Genomic DNA, 16,613 nt, shown 5'->3' on the forward strand with positions numbered 1-16,613 from the left:
TTGCAAAAGGAGAATCAGCGTCTGCAACGGGAACTCGGTCGGCACCAAGCTCTGGCCCGTGCGTCGCAGCGTGCGGTGGGCCTGGCTCCGCCCCCGACGCGATCGGCTTCGGGAAAGAAGGGGCGAAAACGGCGGACCACCGTGCGTGCTTTAAGCATTGTCGCTCGGTTGAATCCCGTGCAGCAAGAGGCCCCGAAGGAAGCCGGCGTCCAGTGATAACGATATCGCCCTCGATCGAGGAGGATCGGAGATGCGGGGACGAAAACCGGCGGGACCGGAGTCAGTCGATGAACTGCCCGGTTCCGTCATCGCGAAGGATCGCTTGAAAACGTTGTTGCGGACGATGATCGGAGAATGCCGGGTGACGGAAGCTTGCCAGATACTGGGCATTAGCGAACCCCGTTACCATCAGTTGAAGCATCAGATGCTGGCGGCGGCCCTGGAAGCCCTGGAACCGCGTCCCGCCGGTCGTCCGGTTCAAGTGCCTTCGGCGGCGGAAGCGGAGATTCAGAAACTTCAAAAAGAATTACGGGAACGGGAAGCGGAGTTAAATGTAGCACTAGTCCGCGAAGAACTTGCATCGATATTGCCTCGCGTCGCTAAGTCAGCGACCGAACCAGAGAAAAAAAAACGGAAGCGAGGGCGACCACCGGGGGACAAAACGGCCGGCGGCGGCGAGGTTGGGGGCGGCAAAAAGATCGCCGGGAGATCGAAAGGAATCTGAGGCGGCGAGTGGTCGAGGTAGTGGATCGAACGCGGCAACGGGGCTTCTCGATACCTAAGATTGCCCAGCGCTTGCATATGGCAGGTCGCACTCTTCGGCATTGGGTTCAGAGCAATGCGGCGACATCTCCTCGACCTCTGGGAAGACCGGTTGTCCGTTCGTCGCGATTGAAGCGAATGGAAGTGCTTGCTCTGTTGGCCGATCTCGGGCCGGCCACCAGCGTGGCAACTCTCAAAGAGTGCTTCCCGGAAATGACGCGTTCCGAGCTCGAAGACATGCTCAGGCGCTACCGCCGCGTCTGGCGGAAAAGGTATAAACGAACCGGCTTCCGGCTCAGGTGGACTACGCCGGGAACCGTCTGGGCGATGGATTACACGGAGACGCCACTCATTGATGGAAAGGACCAATACCTGTTGGCAGTCCGAGATCTGAGCAGTGGTCAGCAGTTGCTAGCCTGGCCTGTGGCGGCGGCAACTGCCGAGGAAACGCTTGTGGCCCTTCGGTCATTGATCACCCGGGAGGGAGCCCCGCTGGTACTGAAAATGGATAACGGTTCTCCGTTTATTGCCGAAGAGGTCCAAGAATATTTGCAGCGAGAAGGCGTGTTCGGCTTGTACTCTCCGCCGAGGAGGCCACAATATAACGGTGCGATCGAAGCGGGCATAGGATCTTTGAAAAGTCGAATCGAACGTAGAGCTGCCTGGGAAGGCCATCCGGAAGTGTGGAACGCTGAGGATGTGGAGGCGGCTCGACGGGAAGCCAATGCCTTGGCTCAACCGAGAGGAGGTCTGGGTCCTACTCCCGAGACGCTTTGGAAAAGTCGGGAGAGAGTCGCGACAGAATCTCGCGATCAGTTCCGAGAGCTTGTTGAAATCCATCGGAACCGAGCTATGGAGGAGGAAGGAAAATCTCCTTCGGGAGTGTTGCTCGAGCAGGAAGCTCGCCGTATGGATCGAATTGCTTTACGCCGTGCTCTCGTCGATCACGGCGATCTTTTGTTCAAGAGAGGGCCAATTCCTCTAGGAATTAAATCGCAAAAAACGGCAAATATTACGTGAGGGGTACACAGATTGGCAAAATGGAATTTTAGTCAAAGCTCAATCAACTACTATAATGAATTTGCTTTACGAAAATTCTTATCTTTTTCACGCCCTATGAATCGATAATCCTCTCTGTAAATAGGGCGACAATTATATGGTTCAAAAATTTATCTCTCTCAGAGGCTATCGATAGACCTCAGTGAAGATCAACGGCTCATCTTCGGGAATTTACGGGAGCGAAAATGCCACCTCAATAGGGACTCTGCTAAACCTCATAGGGTATCGGCTAAGCAATTGAAATCTTTATCGCAATCTGGGGTTTGATGTGACTTCTGGACATTCCCTTGCTACGGAAACTTCCAAATCTAACCCTTTTCGAGAAAAATGGGCGGAAATGCGAGAGCTTCATAACCCACTAAATACTAGAAGCCGGATGTATCTCACCCGGCTTCTGAAAAATTGAATGTTGATTGAATTGTATTAAGGTCGCTTCGGCTCAAACTTCGGGATTTCCCGTTCCATGTGATTGGGAATCGTCGGCAACGGTGGGGCCGCTTTCATTACCGGGCCAGGATTCCCCACATGGGGAATCGGCTTGGGAATTTCAAGCTTGATCGACCTCGGCTCACTTTGAATCACCGGCGCCTTCCCGGGCTGGAAAATTTTCGCTTCCTCCTGGTGCCGGATTTGAGCCGTCTGTCGTGATTGCTCCACGACCTTCAGTTCCCGGGCACGCTCCTCATTGGCCACCGCACGAACCTTGATTTCCCGGGCGGGCACCGACGCTTTCACGCCTCCCAGTTCGCTCAGATTGGTCACCCGAACATTGTGGAAATCCTTCAAAGGCGTTACCGCACTCACATTCTGCAGGTGAGTAAACCCTGTCGACTGCAACACCGCCGCATTGCGAGTCCCCTTCAAAGCGTTCACCGCTTGAATCTGAGCGGCGAGAGTGTGCGGCGGACGGGGAACGATACCGCTCGCCCGGCCTTTATAAAGTTCTCGCAGGTTGGCTTCCCAGCGGACGTCGTTCGCATGCACCCGGCGATAGTAGCTGAAGTTCGGGTCGATGCCAAACTTCCCGACGCGATAATCGGGCCAGGCAACGAAGCCGCGAGAGGCATAGCGAGCTTCGAAGTAATCTCCGAAGTAGTAGCTGCGAACGTTCAGTCGAACGAAGAACGAGCCGATCATGAAATCGGTGCCAATCACAAACGAAGGAATGTAGCGTCCGCCGCGCCAGCCGATGCCGAATCGCACGGGAGCAAAGAGCATTCCGCGTTCATCCAGGGGGTGATCCCAGTAGCCCGAAACAAAGATGTAGCCGTTAGGAGTCCAGATGTAACCACCGGGAATCCAAACCCAGCCTATCCGGTTGGGAACCCAGAAGCCGGGCCGCCAGTAGTATTTGGTTTGAACGTAGACCCAGGTGCCGGGCACGAAGGTACTGTTGGCATCGGGGGCCGGGGCCGGCGATTCTTCAATCGCTTGTGGAGGAGTCGGTAAATATTGAATCTGCGTCGTATTATCGGGAGCCCAGAAGCCGGCCGCCCATTGCCAGCCCTGATCCGTCTGCTGCCAGTGACCAGCCAGCCAGTGACGACCCGGAGGCGTGGCCCGCCAGAAACCGCTGATCCAGAGAAAATCTTTCGTTTCGTCATCCCAGCTCCAATAGCCGGAGATCCATTGCACATTGTCGCCTTCAGGTTTTTGATCGGGAGGCATTTCATCAACGGGGGCCGGCGGCTGTTTCGGAGCCAGCGGGCCAGCCGTTGGTTGTGCGGTAGAGGGTTGAGCGAAGGCTTCATGAACGGGCCCGCGAGCCTGCACGTCGACCCCTTGCGGAATGTCGGGAATCTGAACTTGTTGAGCGCGGGCGGCATTCGTGGGAGCAAGACCTATAAGCCCTAAAAGGGAGGCTGTTAGGGCAGACCTTATTGAATACATGGAGGCATTCCTTCCGTTTAATTTGGCGTAGAGGAGAGCTTCCATCCTTGGAACTCAGCAATCTCTTCAGTCCTTGAGATTGCGGTAGGGAGTATGTACTACGCTACCAACGATCTACTTTAGTATTCCTTGCGCAGATGCCCGCCATGTTTCATGATAATCGCTTCCGCTTCCTTCACCCGTTCATTGGCGTCGACGGTTACCATGCTTTTACCTTCGATCAATTCTCCCTCGTAATAGTGGTATTCATCTTCGGGAATACCAACCCCCGCCAGACCGCCCAGAACGGTGCCAATCGTCGCTCCGGCCCCCGCACTCGCCAGAAGAGCCACTAAGGCTCCGCCGGCCACTACCGGCCCGATCGGCGAAAGCAACCCCGTCACTACAGCCAGACCTAGCCCGGCGCCCGTCAGGGCCCCGCCCGCCGCCCCGATCCCCATGCCTTCTTCCCAGCGCGTGGCCAGTGGATCCGTTTTCAGACCGGTGGCTTCCCCATGCCGGCTAAACAGTCCAATACTTTCGGAGGGAAAACCCGCTTCCCTGAGCGCGATAATCGCATCGTGCGCCTGCAGGCGATTGTTAAACAGGGCGACTGCGGTAGTTTGTGTGGGTAGAGTCATCTTGAGTTCTCCAAAAATGGAACGGAAGGACGCCCCGCTTCCCGGAAGGAGGAAGGCATCATGTCAACTGAATTGGATCTTTATGAGCAAATGAAGTGCCAGATAGAATTGAAATGGCTTCGGACAACCGTTTTCGCGAAGCTGGGAGACAATTTCTTCGAGGCTTCGCGAAGTTGTGATAAATGAGGAAGCTACGGGCGCGGTCTATTGGTTTTTCAGGCCAGAATATCTTTGACCACCACGCCTGCGACATCGGTGAGACGAAAATCCCGGCCGCTATAGCGATAAGTCAATTTCTCGTGATCCAGACCCATCAAATGCAGCATGGTGGCGTGGAGATCGTGAATATGCACCTTGTTTTCGACGGCGGCGAACCCGAATTCATCGGTCGCCCCGTAAGCCAGTCCCCCTTTGACGCCGCCGCCTGCCATCCAGACGCTGAAGCCGTGGTTGTTGTGATCCCGGCCACTCGACCCTTCACTGGTGGGCGTACGGCCGAATTCCCCGCCCCAAAGTACCAGGGTATCTTCCAGCAGTCCTTTGCGCTTCAGATCGCGCAACAGCGCGGCAATCGCCTTGTCGGAATCCTTCGCCTTCGCTCGATGGCCTTTTTCAATGTCGCTATGGTCGTCCCAGGGCTGCCCGGCCCCGTAAAAGACCTGGACCATGCGCACGCCGCGCTCCACCAGGCGGCGGGCCGCCAGACAGGCATCGGCAAAGTAACCCGTGCCATATTCCTCGCGGATTTTGGCCGGTTCTTTCGTGACATCGAACACATCGGTCGCTTCCGTCTGCATCCGGAAGGCCATTTCCAGCGATTGAATGCGCGAATCGAGTTGCTCATCGCCCGGATGCCGTTCCAAATGCAACTTGTTCAGCCCATTAATCAGGTCGAGTTGCTGCCGCTGCGTACCGGAAGTGAGATAGCGATTCTGGATGTGGTCGATCACCTTCTTGGGGTCGAGATTCTGAATGTGGCAGCCCTGATAGATGCCGGGCAGGAAACTGTTGTTCCACAGTGCCGGGCCGACCACGGGTTTTCCGGGACAGAGCACGACGAAACCGGGCAGATTCTGGTTTTCGGAACCGAGGCCATAGAGCAGCCAGCTGCCCATGCTGGGACGGATCGGCTGGGTGTTGCCGCAGGTCATCAGCAACAAGCCCGGCTCGTGATTGGGAATGTCCGTATGCATGGATCGGACTACGCAGATATCGTCGATCTGCTTGGCAATTTCCGGGAAGATTTCGCTGACTTCGATTCCCGATTTCCCCGACTTGTAAAACTTGAAGGGCGATTTGTAGAGGCCGCCGGTTTTGCGTTCCGTCTTCAGTCCCGCGCCGCTGGGTTGCTGACCGTGATATTTCTCCAGGGCCGGTTTGGGATCGAAGGTATCGACCTGACTGGGACCGCCGCCCATAAACAGGTGAATAATCCGCTTTGCCTTGGGTTTGAAGTGGGGCGATTTCGGCGCCAACGGATTTGCGGCCTTCTCCGCCGCGCTGAGAGTAGTTTCATTTGCCAACAGGCCGCCGAGACCGAGCATACCCAGACCGATGCCGCTTTGACGCAGCATCTGCCGACGGGAGGGCAGGAACATTCCGTCTTGTCGCATCACAGACTCCTTGGCTCGATCCGATCGCTCAATCAATCGACGTACATAAATTCGTTGGCGGCCAGCAGCGCTTGAGCGTACTGCTGCCAGCGAGTCAGCTTGTCTTCGGGCTTATTGGGCGTTTTCAGGAAACTCAGGCCCAGTTCCAATTCCCGGGATTCGGGCAGCCGGCCGTAGGCCAGTTTGTAAGCGGCGGTCACCCGCGCTTCATCGGTTGTCCCGAGCTTGGCGATGCGCTCCGCAAATGCCTTAGCTTGAATCACCATGAATTCACTATTGAGGGCGAACAGTTGCTGTTGCGGCACGGTCGTGCTGGTTCGCTTATCCGCAGTGACGTTGGCATCGGGAAAATCGAACAGACGCAGCAGGCCATCGAGTTCGTGCCGGCTGATCTTCGCGTAAACCGTTCGGCGCCGGGCCGAGGCATCGTGCAGATTGAAAGTGGGTCCTCCCATCGTGGTATCTAGCCGATCGGCGGCATTCAGCAGCGAATCGCGCCAGCTTTCGATATCGAGGCGGTGCCGGGAGGAACGCCAGAGGTAGACGTTGCCGGCATCGATCTTGTTGTTCGCCGGTTCTTCATCACTGGCCAGTTGGTAGGTGCTCGAGAGCATAATTTGGCGATGCAGCCATTTCGTCGACCAGCCCTGTTTGACAAATTCCGCGGCCAGGAAATCGAGCAGTTCCGCGTGGCTGGGTTTGCTGCCGAGCGAACCGAAATTACTCGGGGTATTCACCAGCCCTTTGCCGAAGTGTCCCTGCCAGACGCGATTGACATAGACGCGAGCCGTCAGCGGATTTTCCGGATTGGAAATCGCTTTAGCCAGATCGAGTCGGGTGTAATCCTTGGGGGCTGGTTGCGGAGCGGTCGTCGTGGCCAGCACCTGCAGGAAGCCCTTGGGGGCATCTTCGCCCTTGGTCATCGGGTTGCCGCGAATGTAGACCTTCATACCCTGGCCGGCACCGGAAACGACCGGAGCCCTCGGGGGCTGGGGTGGCGATTTCTTCTTACGGCTATCCAGTTCTTTTCGCATTTCCACGAGATCTTGCTTGGCGGAACCAATCAGAAAGCGGCTCTCTGCTTCCGCGGGTGGAACCCGATACGGAGCATTATCATCCAGAACCATCGCTTTCATCAACGAGTTCGGCTTGTTCTGTCCTTTGGCAGGTTTATTCCCCTTTTCGGGCACTTCGATTTTTTCAATCTTCTCGGCCAGACTGGCGGCCACGAAGATGAACTCCAGCGATTCCGACCGGGCCTGGCTGGTGAACCACTCCTTGAACTCAGCCGGTACCTTCGCGGCATTAGCCGGGTCGAGATATTTCACCCAGCGGTCGAGGAAATATTTGTTCAGGCCTGCTTCCTGAGCCACCTTATCGACCGAAAGCTTTTCATCGCGAACTTTCCGCGAAGCCATCAGATACTTGGCCGTGTCGGGCAGAGCCGAACGAGCGGCCAGCAATCCCGTCTGGATCAGGTATTGATTGACCACTTCTTCCTGATCTTTTATCAACTTCTGGGCATCGTTGAAGACCTTCAGAACGTCGGCGGAAACCAGGGGTGCATCGGTTAAATTGGTGCCGTAATAGATACCTGCGATGGAATAATAATCGCGCGTGGGAATCGGATCGAACTTGTGATCGTGGCAGCGGGCACAACTCACGGTCAGACCCAGAAAACCGCGCGTAAGCGTATCGACGCGGTCATCGAGTTCTTCCGCGATGGCCTGCTCGCGAGCCGTGTTTTTGTAGTACTCGGCTCCCAGTCCGAGATAGCCAAGCCCCGCTAATTGGGTGAAGAGATCAGTATCGGGCGCAGCCGGCAGCAGATCGCCGGCAATCTGCAACTGCACGAAGCGGTTATAGGGCATGTCCGAATTGAAGGCTTTGATGACCCAGTCGCGGTAGAAGTAGGCATTGCCCTTGGGGCGAACATCGAAGGTGTGCGCCTGGTCTTCGGCATAGCGGGCCACATCCAGCCAATGCCGGGCCCAGCGCTCGCCGTATTGCGGAGAAGCCAGAAGTTTCTCCACGATTTTGGCAAAAGCATTCGGGCTCTCGTCTTTCTCAAACGCTTCAATTTCCTCGGCCGTCGGCGGCAGACCAATCAGATCGAAGTAAGCCCGGCGGATGAGTGTCCGCTTATCGGCTTTCTGGTTCGGCTTGAGTCCCAGTTCATTCCATTTCTTGACCACGAATGCATCGATCGGCGTCTGAATCGTAAATTTCTTGTCCGTGATTACCGGAACGGGCTGAGACTTAGGGGGTTGAAAAGCCCAGAATTGACGGGCTTTTTCGAAATCGAAAGCGACAACCGGCTTTTTGCGGGCCTGGCCATCGCGTGGATCGACCGCGCCCATTGCGATCCATTTTTCAAAGTCGGCAATCACCGATTCGGGAAGCTTCCCTTTGGGAGGCATCTGGGTTTCGCCATCGTATTTCAACGACGCCAGAAGCGTCCCCTCTTTGGGTTTGCCGGGCACAAGGGCGGGACCGGTGTCGCCGCCGAGCATCCAGTTGGGTTTGGAATCGAGCTTGAGGCCGCCGCGAAGCTTCTTATCTTTAGCCGCTTCTTCCGAATGGCATTTCAGACATTGTTCCACCAGTACCGGTCGAATCTTGGCTTCGAAGAATTCGATCGCCTTGGCGTTATCCTCAGCCCGGATCGGCGTAGCCCAGGAGAACCCCAGGGCAAACAGCAGCAAACACGAAATTTGGCGCATGATGACTCGAAACAGCGGCGGGTAGGGAGGAACTCAGCAAAGGGGTCGTACGGGAGGGAGGAGTACAACCGGCGGGTATTCTAGACTTATCTTACCGCGCCCCAAAAATTGATGCAAGTGTTCGAGCGAAGATTTCAGAGCCGGTTCATAGAATTGCTTCGATCCCGGAGGCGATTTTTGCGGGGGACTTGGCCGTGCTATAGCGCTTCACCACTTCTCCTTGGCGATTCACTAGAAATTTCGTGAAGTTCCATTTGATGGCCTTGGTACCCAGAAAACCACGCCGGGCATTTTTCAGAAAGGTCCAGAGCGGATTCGCCTCGGCTCCATTCACTTTCACCTTGGCGAACAAGGGAAAGTCGACCTGATACTTGGTCGAACAGAACTGCTGAATCTCCGCCTCGTTGCCCGGCTCCTGATGCATGAACTGATCGCAGGGAAAACCGAGAACGGCAAAGCCTTTGTCCTTATACTTGCGGTATAGATCTTCCAGTCCCGCATATTGGGGTGTAAAACCGCATTTAGACGCGACATTCACGATCAGAAGCACCTGGCCCTTGAAGGGTTCCAAGGTCTGTTCCTGGCCGTCGATCGTTTTTAGGGGAATATCGTAAATGCTCATATCTTTGTGCCTGCTCTACTTCGAATTCAGTTCACCCAGCTGATTGTAGGTAGAGCTCGTATGAATTTCCTTCTACGGACCCCTCCCCAACCGTCTCAATAACGAAATAGTTCGCTCGACGCACTTCAACCTCTTCAGAATTATGCCCTCGCCATGCACAATTTGTTGTTTTTTGGGCTTAAGCTCGGCTTAAGTTTACCGTTTTATACTGACGTCACCTCGATCGAGTCCCCGAGCACCCCAAACCGAGCTTCGGAAATGCACAGCTACCGTCTATTCAGTCTGATGATCCTCTGCTGCAGCCTGATTGGTTTGGTCGGCAGCGAAGCATTCCCCGCACAACCTCCCGACGGTAAGAAAGACAAAAAGGGTGGTAAGGCCGGCAAATCTAAAACGAGTGATCCCCGAGCCTCCAAAGTACGTCCCTTTCAGGATCTCTGGATTCCCCCAATTCTCGAAGGCAAAACCCTGGACCTATCGCTCGCCAAGTATCAACGTCTTTTTCTGGAGGATAAAGCGACGCCCACCTACGGCTATAACGGACACAAATTCTGGGGACCGACGCTGATTCTGAACCAGGACGACACCGTTCGCATCAACGTTAAAAATGAACTGGAGGAAGTCACCACCGTACACTGGCATGGGCTCCATCTCCCGGCGGCGACGGACGGCGGACCCCATCAATTAATCCAACCGGGAGAAACCTGGAGCCCGACCTTCACCGTCAAAAACAATGCCGGCACCTACTGGTATCATCCCCATCCCCACGAAAAGACGCAAAAACAACTTACCCTGGGAGCCGGTGGCCTCATCATCATTCGCGATCCCATCGAAGCTAAAATCGATTTGCCCCGGACCTATGGAATCGACGATATTCCCCTGGTTCTGAGCAGTCGGAGATTCAAAACCGACAATCAGTTCAGTTACGAAGGGGATAACGACAAGTACGGGGATTTTCTGCTCGCCAATGGTACGATGGATGCCCAAATCAGCCTGCCAGCCCAATTCGTGCGACTGAGAATTCTGAATGCAGAAATCGAAAGAGGTTACGAATTGGGCTTTGCGGACAACAGGACTTTTTATCAGATAGCCACCGATGGCGGGTTGGTCGAAAAGCCGGTTCCTCTTAAGCGTTTGAAGCTCATGGTCGGCGAGCGGGTCGAACTACTCGTGGATCTGAGTGATAAAGATCCCCAATCCAGCCTCGATCTGATGGCTTACAATGCCGGACAGTCTTTCGGCTTCCCAGGAGGAGAACCGGACAAAGGCCCACCCAACGGCAGCTATTTCAACGACAAAGATTTTCGAATTCTGCGAATCAACCTCACTGCCCCGACCCAAAAGCGCGTGACCAAATTGCCTGAAACCCTGACGGTTAATCGCTTTCCCAGCGAATCGGAAGTGAGCACTCGCCGAAATCTTCAGGTGACGGCCGGTCGCCCTCGATTTTCCTTCGACAACAAATTCTATGACATGCATTCGACGAATCAGATTGTAAAGCTGGGTGCTGTGGAATCCTGGACCATCACCAACAACAACATTTTCGGGCACTCCTTTCACATCCACGATGTGCAGTTCAAAATTGTCGCCCGAGGAAACGAGGCTCCCGCAGAATACGAGCGCGGCTGGAAGGATACCGTCTATCTGCCGCGCGGGAAAAGCGTTACTTTCCTGGCCAAATTCGAAGATTACGCCAGCGATACCGATCCGTTTATGTACCACTGCCACATGGCCAATCACGAGGATGGGGGAATGATGGGACAGTTCCTGGTTTCGAAGAATCCAGCGGCTCTGAAAAAAGATGCCAATGGGATGGTGCGGATACCCGATCGTAGCGAGCATCCCCTCACCACCGAGATGATTACGGCCGCCGATCAGCAGAAACAGAAACCGGCCCCCGATTTTCGCGTCCAGGATATCTCGGGTCAAACCCTTCAGCTCGCGTCATTAGTCGAAAAGAAGCCGGTTCTGCTAATTTTCATTGAACGAGATTGTCCTTGTTCCCGGGAATCCGCCGGCTATTTTGAAAAAATCAGTCAGGCGTATTCCAGCACCTGTAGCGTGGTAGGGGTCATCAACGCGGAAACCCAAACCGCTCAAAAGTGGGCGAAGAGTGTCGGCTGCCACATTTCGCTTATAGCAGATCCAAATTTGAAAATCATCCGGGACTATCAGGCCGAGCGGAGCGTTTACACCACCCTGATAGCCCCGGGAGGGAAAATTGAAAAAACCTATCCCGGGTACAGTACGGACATCCTGCAGGAAATTTCCCTGTCCGTAGCACGGCTCGGGCGGGTGACCCCTCAAACGGTTTCCTTTGAGGGAGCCCCAAAGCGATTGAAATCTGGGTGCCCCTTCGTCGAAGAGTAGACCCCTACTCGGCTGCGGGTGCAGGTGGCACGGCTGGCGTTTCCGCTGGAGCTGATTCGGTCGGCTGGGGGGCTTCGATTCCGGTGCCTTGGGTCTTGTGGATTTTGTCCAGGACTCCGTTGACGAACGAAGGAGAATCCTGCGAGCCAAACCGGCGGGCCAGTTCGATGGCTTCATCGAGTGCCACGGGTGCGGGGGTGGAATCGCTCAGGTGCAGCATCTCGTAAGAGCCGAGGCGAAGCACATTGCGATCGACTCCGGCCATGCGGTGCAGCTTCCAGTTGTCCGCCGCCGCGCTAAGCCCTTTGTCTATTTCTTCCAATTTGCCCAAAACTCCGTCGTAGAGCTGCAAAGCAAACGGAATAAGCGATTTATCCCGCAAACGGTCCCCCACGAATCGCTCGACTTCGGCCCGCTGAGTATTTTTGTTGAAGTCTTTTTGAAAGAGCAGCTGCATCGCCACTTCACGAGCTTTAGAACGTTTGGTCATCGTCACCCAGAGAATGAAAAAGCTGCAAAATTAAATCGACATTATCATTTTATGAAATTGCGGAACGAGCTTCCTATCTTCTCTTCGGGTTGTCAGATTTCAGGACATTTGATACATATTGGGGGCCCCAGTAAGCCGAAGTAGATAGAGGGTTCTACAGGCTTTCCGGGGAGGCGAGACATTGCAGGGGCAGGGGTCATCGGATTTCAAACGATTTCCTTCCACAGAGGATTCCATTCCGAATCTTCCCGTGCGCCCCAACTTTGTCATTCGCCAAATGAAGGATTTCAGCTCACCCCAGCGTGCCGTCTTGAAGATCAAAGGATTGATCCGTCGTTTTTTGATTTTCTACAGCGATCTGCGCTTTGGTAAAATGCCGCTGACGTTCGAAAATCCTTTCCATCTCCCATTGATTAATGGCGTCCTTCGCCGTGCCCGTTTGTCGGCACTTTCGGCCGATCCTAAACAATTGAATGGAACGGAAGCCACAGCCGCCCGTTATATACTGGCCCGCTACCTCGAAGATGTCGCTTTGAGGAATCGGTTCCCACTGGGCTTGGCCGAAAACGACCAAGGCGGCTTGTGCGAGGCTCTCTGCAGCGAATTTCAGGCAAATGCCACGGCCGTGGATAACATTCGGACGGCTTTTGCACGCCAGCTGGGCGCCCGCCCCTTACAAGCTTTCGATCACTATCTGGACTGGCACGAGAAATTTCCGCTGAGTCTGACCCCGGCCGGTTCCCGTAGATACATGGAATTTCTGTTGCGCAACCGGGTTACCGTCCACCTCAGCATCGAAGAGATTCTCTGGTTCCATCTGCAAAACGCCGCCGACCCCTACAAGGGAATCATTTCGACCTACCTGCGCATGCCGCTGTGGCAACAGAAATTTCCCAACGGCCTGTCGAAGGCTGAGTTTGAAGAGATGCTGGAATGGATCGACTGCCATTACAAACTCGGCAGTCCTCTTTGGCTCAGTCGGGTTCCCGATCCGAAAAATTTCGAACAATGCCAGGCGGAACGCTCGGGTCGAACGGTCGTCCGAAAGGAAAAACCGCTGGATCTGGGTGCCAACGTGCTGGCTCATTTCCGCTACGCCTCCGGCCTGCAGGAGGCCGCGTTGAATACCGTCCGGGCTCTGGAAGCGGTCAAGTTGCCGCACACGCTGCGCGACGTGCCCGTGGCCAAATCTCTGGATCAGCCCGGTAGGGAACATCTGCTCGGCCAGGAAGTGTTCGACTTTTCGCTGCTGCATCTGGCCCCCATTCCCAATCCGGTTCTGCATTACCCCAAGGCCGGCCTGTGGCAGAGGCCCGGCGTACATCGCGCGGGGATCTGGTACTGGGAACTGGAAGTCATCCCGGAAGAGTGGCCGGCCCATGCCCGGGAATTGAACGAAATCTGGGCCCCGACCCGATTCATTCATCAGGCCATGAGCAAGGTCATGCCGGTGCCCGTCGTCCCGATGCTGCCCGGCGTGCCCGTACCGGTCGCTCCTCAGCTACCCCGACAGAACTTCGGGCTCGATCCGAACAAATTCCTGTTCCTGTTCATGTTCGATATGAACAGCGTCATGGAACGGAAAAATCCCCTAGGTCTGATCGAGGCCTATCGCCGGGCCTTCGGGAATAGTCGATCGACGCAACTGGCTATCAAGGTGTCGCGCGGCAAATCAGATCCCGAATCCTACGCCCGATTGACCGCAGCCGCGGCCACAGTCGGCGGAGTGCTGATCGATCGGGTGATGACCCGCGAAGAATGCTACGGCCTGATGAACTGTTGCGACGCCTACGTTTCGTTGCATCGCTCGGAAGGTTTCGGACTGACCATCGCCGAAGCGATGCTGCTGGGCAAGCCGGTGGTCGCCACGGCCTATTCGGGCAACCTCGATTTCAATACACCCGAAAATTCGAAACTGATTCCCTTCGACCTGATACCGATCACTCAGGCCAGCCCTGTTTATCCCAAAGGCGGTTACTGGGCCGAGCCTTCGATCAGCGCCGCCGCGGAAGCTATGAAGTGGCTCTACGAAGATGCCGCCGGTCGGCAGGCGATAGCCCGTCGCGGCGAAGCGGATGCTCGAAAGATTCTCTCCCTCGAAGCCTATGGCCACCGCATCCAGTCTCATCTGCGGGAACTCAAAGAATTGGGATATGGCACCTCGCGATCGCAAGCGGCTTGATCCCGCGAAATCTCGAAAATTCTATTATCGCCCCTTCAAATCAAATGTTTTGAAATCTCTGACTCTCACGAGCGTTCTTTATTCGTTGCGACAACGTCGAGTTTCGGCTAAACTTGACCCACATCGAAGGCTCTCGCGGGAATGGGTTTATGGATTCGCCAGTAAATGCCCTGAAAAACTGGGCCAAGTGGACCTTTTCCTTTTCAAATAATCGGGAAGCCTGGCGCGAACGAATCTGCCTCTTCTCTCTGGTTCTGCTGAGCGTTCTTCTTTTCGCTTTTTACGGTGCTATTCCCGGTCCGCTGAAACTGATTCTGTCCCTGGTGATGGTGTTTCTGTTCGCCTACGCCGCCCGCAACGGGGCTCTTCGCCTCTTTGGACCAGTGCTGGCCTACGACATGCTGCGGATCGGCCGACGGCGACTCAACTTCACTTTGCGAACCTCCTATGCGTTGCTTCTGGGCTTCATGCTGGCCTGGATGTACTACTTCACCACCGCGCGTTTCGCTCACAGCGCGGACGGCCTGATCCCCCCCAAGGAACAAGCCTGGATCGGCGAGACCGTTTTTATTTCCTTCATGGTCATCCAATTCGTGCTGCTGGCACTGCTGACGCCGGGTTACGTGGCGGGGGCGATTTCCGAGGAAAAAGAACGTAAAACCCTCGAGTTTTTACTCGCCACCGATCTCCGCAATCGGGAGATCATTTTCGGGAAGTTCGTCAGCCGCATCGCCAATCTGCTGTTCTATCTTCTGGCCGGCCTGCCGGTCCTGAGCCTGATTCAACTCTTCGGCGGCATCGATCCGGAATTCCTGCTGCTGACATACGCCTTGACGCTGATGACTATTCTTAGCGAAGCCTCCGTCAGCATGGCCGCTTCGACGATGACCCGCCGCGCCCGGGATGCCATCGCTCTAAGTTACCTCTCAATCATTGCCTATCTGGCACTTACCGGGGTAGCGCAATTACTACGCGCGTTAAGTTGGGCCGGTACGCCTCTCGAGCTGGCGGGATTCAAACTCACTCTGGTCGATTTTCTGGACTTCATTTCTGCCGGGAACATCGGCTACGACGTCGCTCTTCTGAGCACTCGCATGATCGGGCCAGGTATTATCAGCTTCAACGATCTGGCTCGCGGTTACGTGATCTTCCACCTGTTCGTTATTGTTTTCTGCCTCGGCTACTCCGTGCTGCGGCTACGTTCGATCGCTCTGAACCAGCTGTTCGGCCGGATCGGAGGAGGCTCGAACCGGGCTCTCACTCGGCAGGAACGGCGGGCCTCGCGACGCCGGGCGGTCGGCAATTATCCGATGATCTGGAAAGAGACCTTCTACGAACGGATGAAACTATCGATCGTGGGTCGAATTTTTATCCTTCTGCTGGGACTGGCATGCCTGCTGCCGCCGATTCTCCTGATTTTTGCGGAGTGGGACAATCGCTATCAGAATTTCTTCGAATACATTGTCTCGCCCCGGATCTGGTCGGAATTGCCGCGGTTTTCCCACGAGTATGTGGGCATCATCGGCCCCATCGTCTGCAGTTTCTTCTTCCTGGGAATCGCCGTGCGGGCGGCGAACTGCATCCGCAATGAAAAAGATCAGCAGACGCTCGATGACTTGCTGACGACGTCTCTCACTACCTGGGAAATCCTGTTCGGAAAGTGGTTCGGCTGCGTTTTCTCGATGCGTCTGGGCTGGTACTGGTTATTCGGGATCTGGATCTTCGGCTGGCTCTCTTTTGGAATTACTTTCCTGACCCTTTTGCTGCTGGCCGTCAGTACGGTAATCTACGCCAGCGCTTTCGCCTGGATTGGGATTTGTTGTTCGCTGACTTGCAGTACCTCGTTGCGGGCCACCATGTGGAGCATCTGCGGTTCGATTTTCTGCGGCGGCGGCTACCTGATCGTATTCGGTTTCTGTTGTGCGATGCCGCTGGAAACTGTCGTCGATATGAGAATGCAGGATCTGGAATGGCTGCTGCGTTTAGTTACCTCCTTCAGCCCGCCCTGGATTCTGCATTATTTCACTTTTCAGGAGTTCAGCGCCCAGGAAATGGAAGGGCCGATGCGGGCCGGGGAATCGTACTTCGGTTACGCGGGAGTTGGGGTGCTGGGTTGGGTAGCACTCTCTTTTCTGCTCAGCCGGTTTTGCCAATCCCGATTCCAGGAGATGACCAACCGCATACCTTATACTCCAGAGGTTCCACCGGCACCCCCGCCGTTGACCGCCAAACGGGATGTTCTCGAAACGCCGTGAGGTCGCCGGGTTTTCACACGAAGTTCG

12 protein-coding genes are annotated in these 16,613 nt (G+C 55.3%); 6 read left to right on the forward strand and 6 right to left on the reverse strand.

The genetic code is table 11. The features are described from left to right. The 3 genes from KIH39_RS19590 to KIH39_RS19600 all read left to right on the forward strand — a co-directional run bounded on the left by KIH39_RS19590 (position 1) and on the right by KIH39_RS19600 (position 1,782). Complete coding sequence (locus KIH39_RS19590) at positions 1–216, forward strand: hypothetical protein (protein ID WP_213494916.1); 216 nt, start codon at positions 1–3, stop codon at positions 214–216. A 34-nt stretch (positions 217–250) separates the two neighbouring features. Next, complete coding sequence (locus tag KIH39_RS19595) at positions 251–724, forward strand: hypothetical protein (protein ID WP_213494142.1); 474 nt, start codon at positions 251–253, stop codon at positions 722–724. Between the two features lie 176 nt (positions 725–900). Next, entirely contained in the window at positions 901–1,782 is an 882-nt protein-coding gene (locus KIH39_RS19600) for an integrase catalytic domain-containing protein (RefSeq protein ID WP_213494917.1), read from the forward strand. 462 nt (positions 1,783–2,244) lie between these two features. On the opposite strand, the gene KIH39_RS19605 is transcribed toward KIH39_RS19600, so the two are convergent. The 5 genes from KIH39_RS19605 to KIH39_RS19630 all read right to left on the reverse strand — a co-directional run bounded on the left by KIH39_RS19605 (position 2,245) and on the right by KIH39_RS19630 (position 9,289). Beyond that, positions 2,245–3,711: a YXWGXW repeat-containing protein gene (locus KIH39_RS19605; RefSeq protein WP_213494918.1), complete on the reverse strand. Its 1,467-nt coding sequence runs from the start codon at positions 3,709–3,711 to the stop codon at positions 2,245–2,247. 119 nt (positions 3,712–3,830) lie between these two features. Then, entirely contained in the window at positions 3,831–4,331 is a 501-nt protein-coding gene (locus KIH39_RS19610; RefSeq protein WP_213494919.1) for a hypothetical protein, read from the reverse strand. A 215-nt stretch (positions 4,332–4,546) separates the two neighbouring features. Next, positions 4,547–5,944: a DUF1501 domain-containing protein gene (locus KIH39_RS19615; protein WP_246539352.1), complete on the reverse strand. Its 1,398-nt coding sequence runs from the start codon at positions 5,942–5,944 to the stop codon at positions 4,547–4,549. A gap of 32 nt (positions 5,945–5,976) precedes the next feature. Beyond that, entirely contained in the window at positions 5,977–8,667 is a 2,691-nt protein-coding gene (locus KIH39_RS26670) for a PSD1 and planctomycete cytochrome C domain-containing protein (RefSeq protein ID WP_246539353.1), read from the reverse strand. A 145-nt stretch (positions 8,668–8,812) separates the two neighbouring features. After that, positions 8,813–9,289: a glutathione peroxidase gene (locus KIH39_RS19630; protein WP_213494920.1), complete on the reverse strand. Its 477-nt coding sequence runs from the start codon at positions 9,287–9,289 to the stop codon at positions 8,813–8,815. Between the two features lie 258 nt (positions 9,290–9,547). Between KIH39_RS19630 and KIH39_RS19635 the strand changes: the two genes are divergently transcribed. Beyond that, positions 9,548–11,659, forward strand: coding sequence for a multicopper oxidase domain-containing protein (locus KIH39_RS19635; protein ID WP_213494921.1), 2,112 nt, complete (start codon positions 9,548–9,550; stop codon positions 11,657–11,659). A gap of 4 nt (positions 11,660–11,663) precedes the next feature. Here the strand turns inward: KIH39_RS19635 and nusB are convergent, their stop codons facing one another. Continuing rightward, complete coding sequence (gene nusB, locus KIH39_RS19640; protein WP_213494922.1) at positions 11,664–12,149, reverse strand: transcription antitermination factor NusB; 486 nt, start codon at positions 12,147–12,149, stop codon at positions 11,664–11,666. Positions 12,150–12,399: 250 nt separating this feature from the next. On the opposite strand from nusB, the gene KIH39_RS19645 reads away from it, so the two are divergent. Together KIH39_RS19645 and KIH39_RS19650 are read left to right on the forward strand one after the other, a co-directional pair. Then, entirely contained in the window at positions 12,400–14,331 is a 1,932-nt protein-coding gene (locus KIH39_RS19645; RefSeq protein WP_213494923.1) for a glycosyltransferase, read from the forward strand. Positions 14,332–14,480: 149 nt separating this feature from the next. Further along, on the forward strand, positions 14,481–16,586 hold the full coding sequence (locus KIH39_RS19650; RefSeq protein WP_213494924.1) for an ABC transporter permease subunit: 2,106 nt from the start codon (positions 14,481–14,483) through the stop codon (positions 16,584–16,586). The last annotated feature ends 27 nt before the right edge of the window (positions 16,587–16,613 follow it).

The organism is Telmatocola sphagniphila, assembly GCF_018398935.1.
Lineage (GTDB): Bacteria > Planctomycetota > Planctomycetia > Gemmatales > Gemmataceae > Telmatocola > Telmatocola sphagniphila.

Coding starts and splice junctions, on each gene's coding strand:
- KIH39_RS19595 (WP_213494142.1), top strand. CDS start 251: ATGCGGGGACGAAAACCGGCGGGACCGGAGTCAGTCGATGAACTGCCC.
- KIH39_RS19600 (WP_213494917.1), top strand. CDS start 901: ATGGAAGTGCTTGCTCTGTTGGCCGATCTCGGGCCGGCCACCAGCGTG.
- KIH39_RS19605 (WP_213494918.1), bottom strand. CDS start 3,711: ATGTATTCAATAAGGTCTGCCCTAACAGCCTCCCTTTTAGGGCTTATA.
- KIH39_RS19610 (WP_213494919.1), bottom strand. CDS start 4,331: ATGACTCTACCCACACAAACTACCGCAGTCGCCCTGTTTAACAATCGC.
- KIH39_RS19615 (WP_246539352.1), bottom strand. CDS start 5,944: ATGCGACAAGACGGAATGTTCCTGCCCTCCCGTCGGCAGATGCTGCGT.
- KIH39_RS26670 (WP_246539353.1), bottom strand. CDS start 8,667: ATGCGCCAAATTTCGTGTTTGCTGCTGTTTGCCCTGGGGTTCTCCTGG.
- KIH39_RS19630 (WP_213494920.1), bottom strand. CDS start 9,289: ATGAGCATTTACGATATTCCCCTAAAAACGATCGACGGCCAGGAACAG.
- KIH39_RS19635 (WP_213494921.1), top strand. CDS start 9,548: ATGCACAGCTACCGTCTATTCAGTCTGATGATCCTCTGCTGCAGCCTG.
- nusB (WP_213494922.1), bottom strand. CDS start 12,149: ATGACCAAACGTTCTAAAGCTCGTGAAGTGGCGATGCAGCTGCTCTTT.
- KIH39_RS19650 (WP_213494924.1), top strand. CDS start 14,481: ATGGATTCGCCAGTAAATGCCCTGAAAAACTGGGCCAAGTGGACCTTT.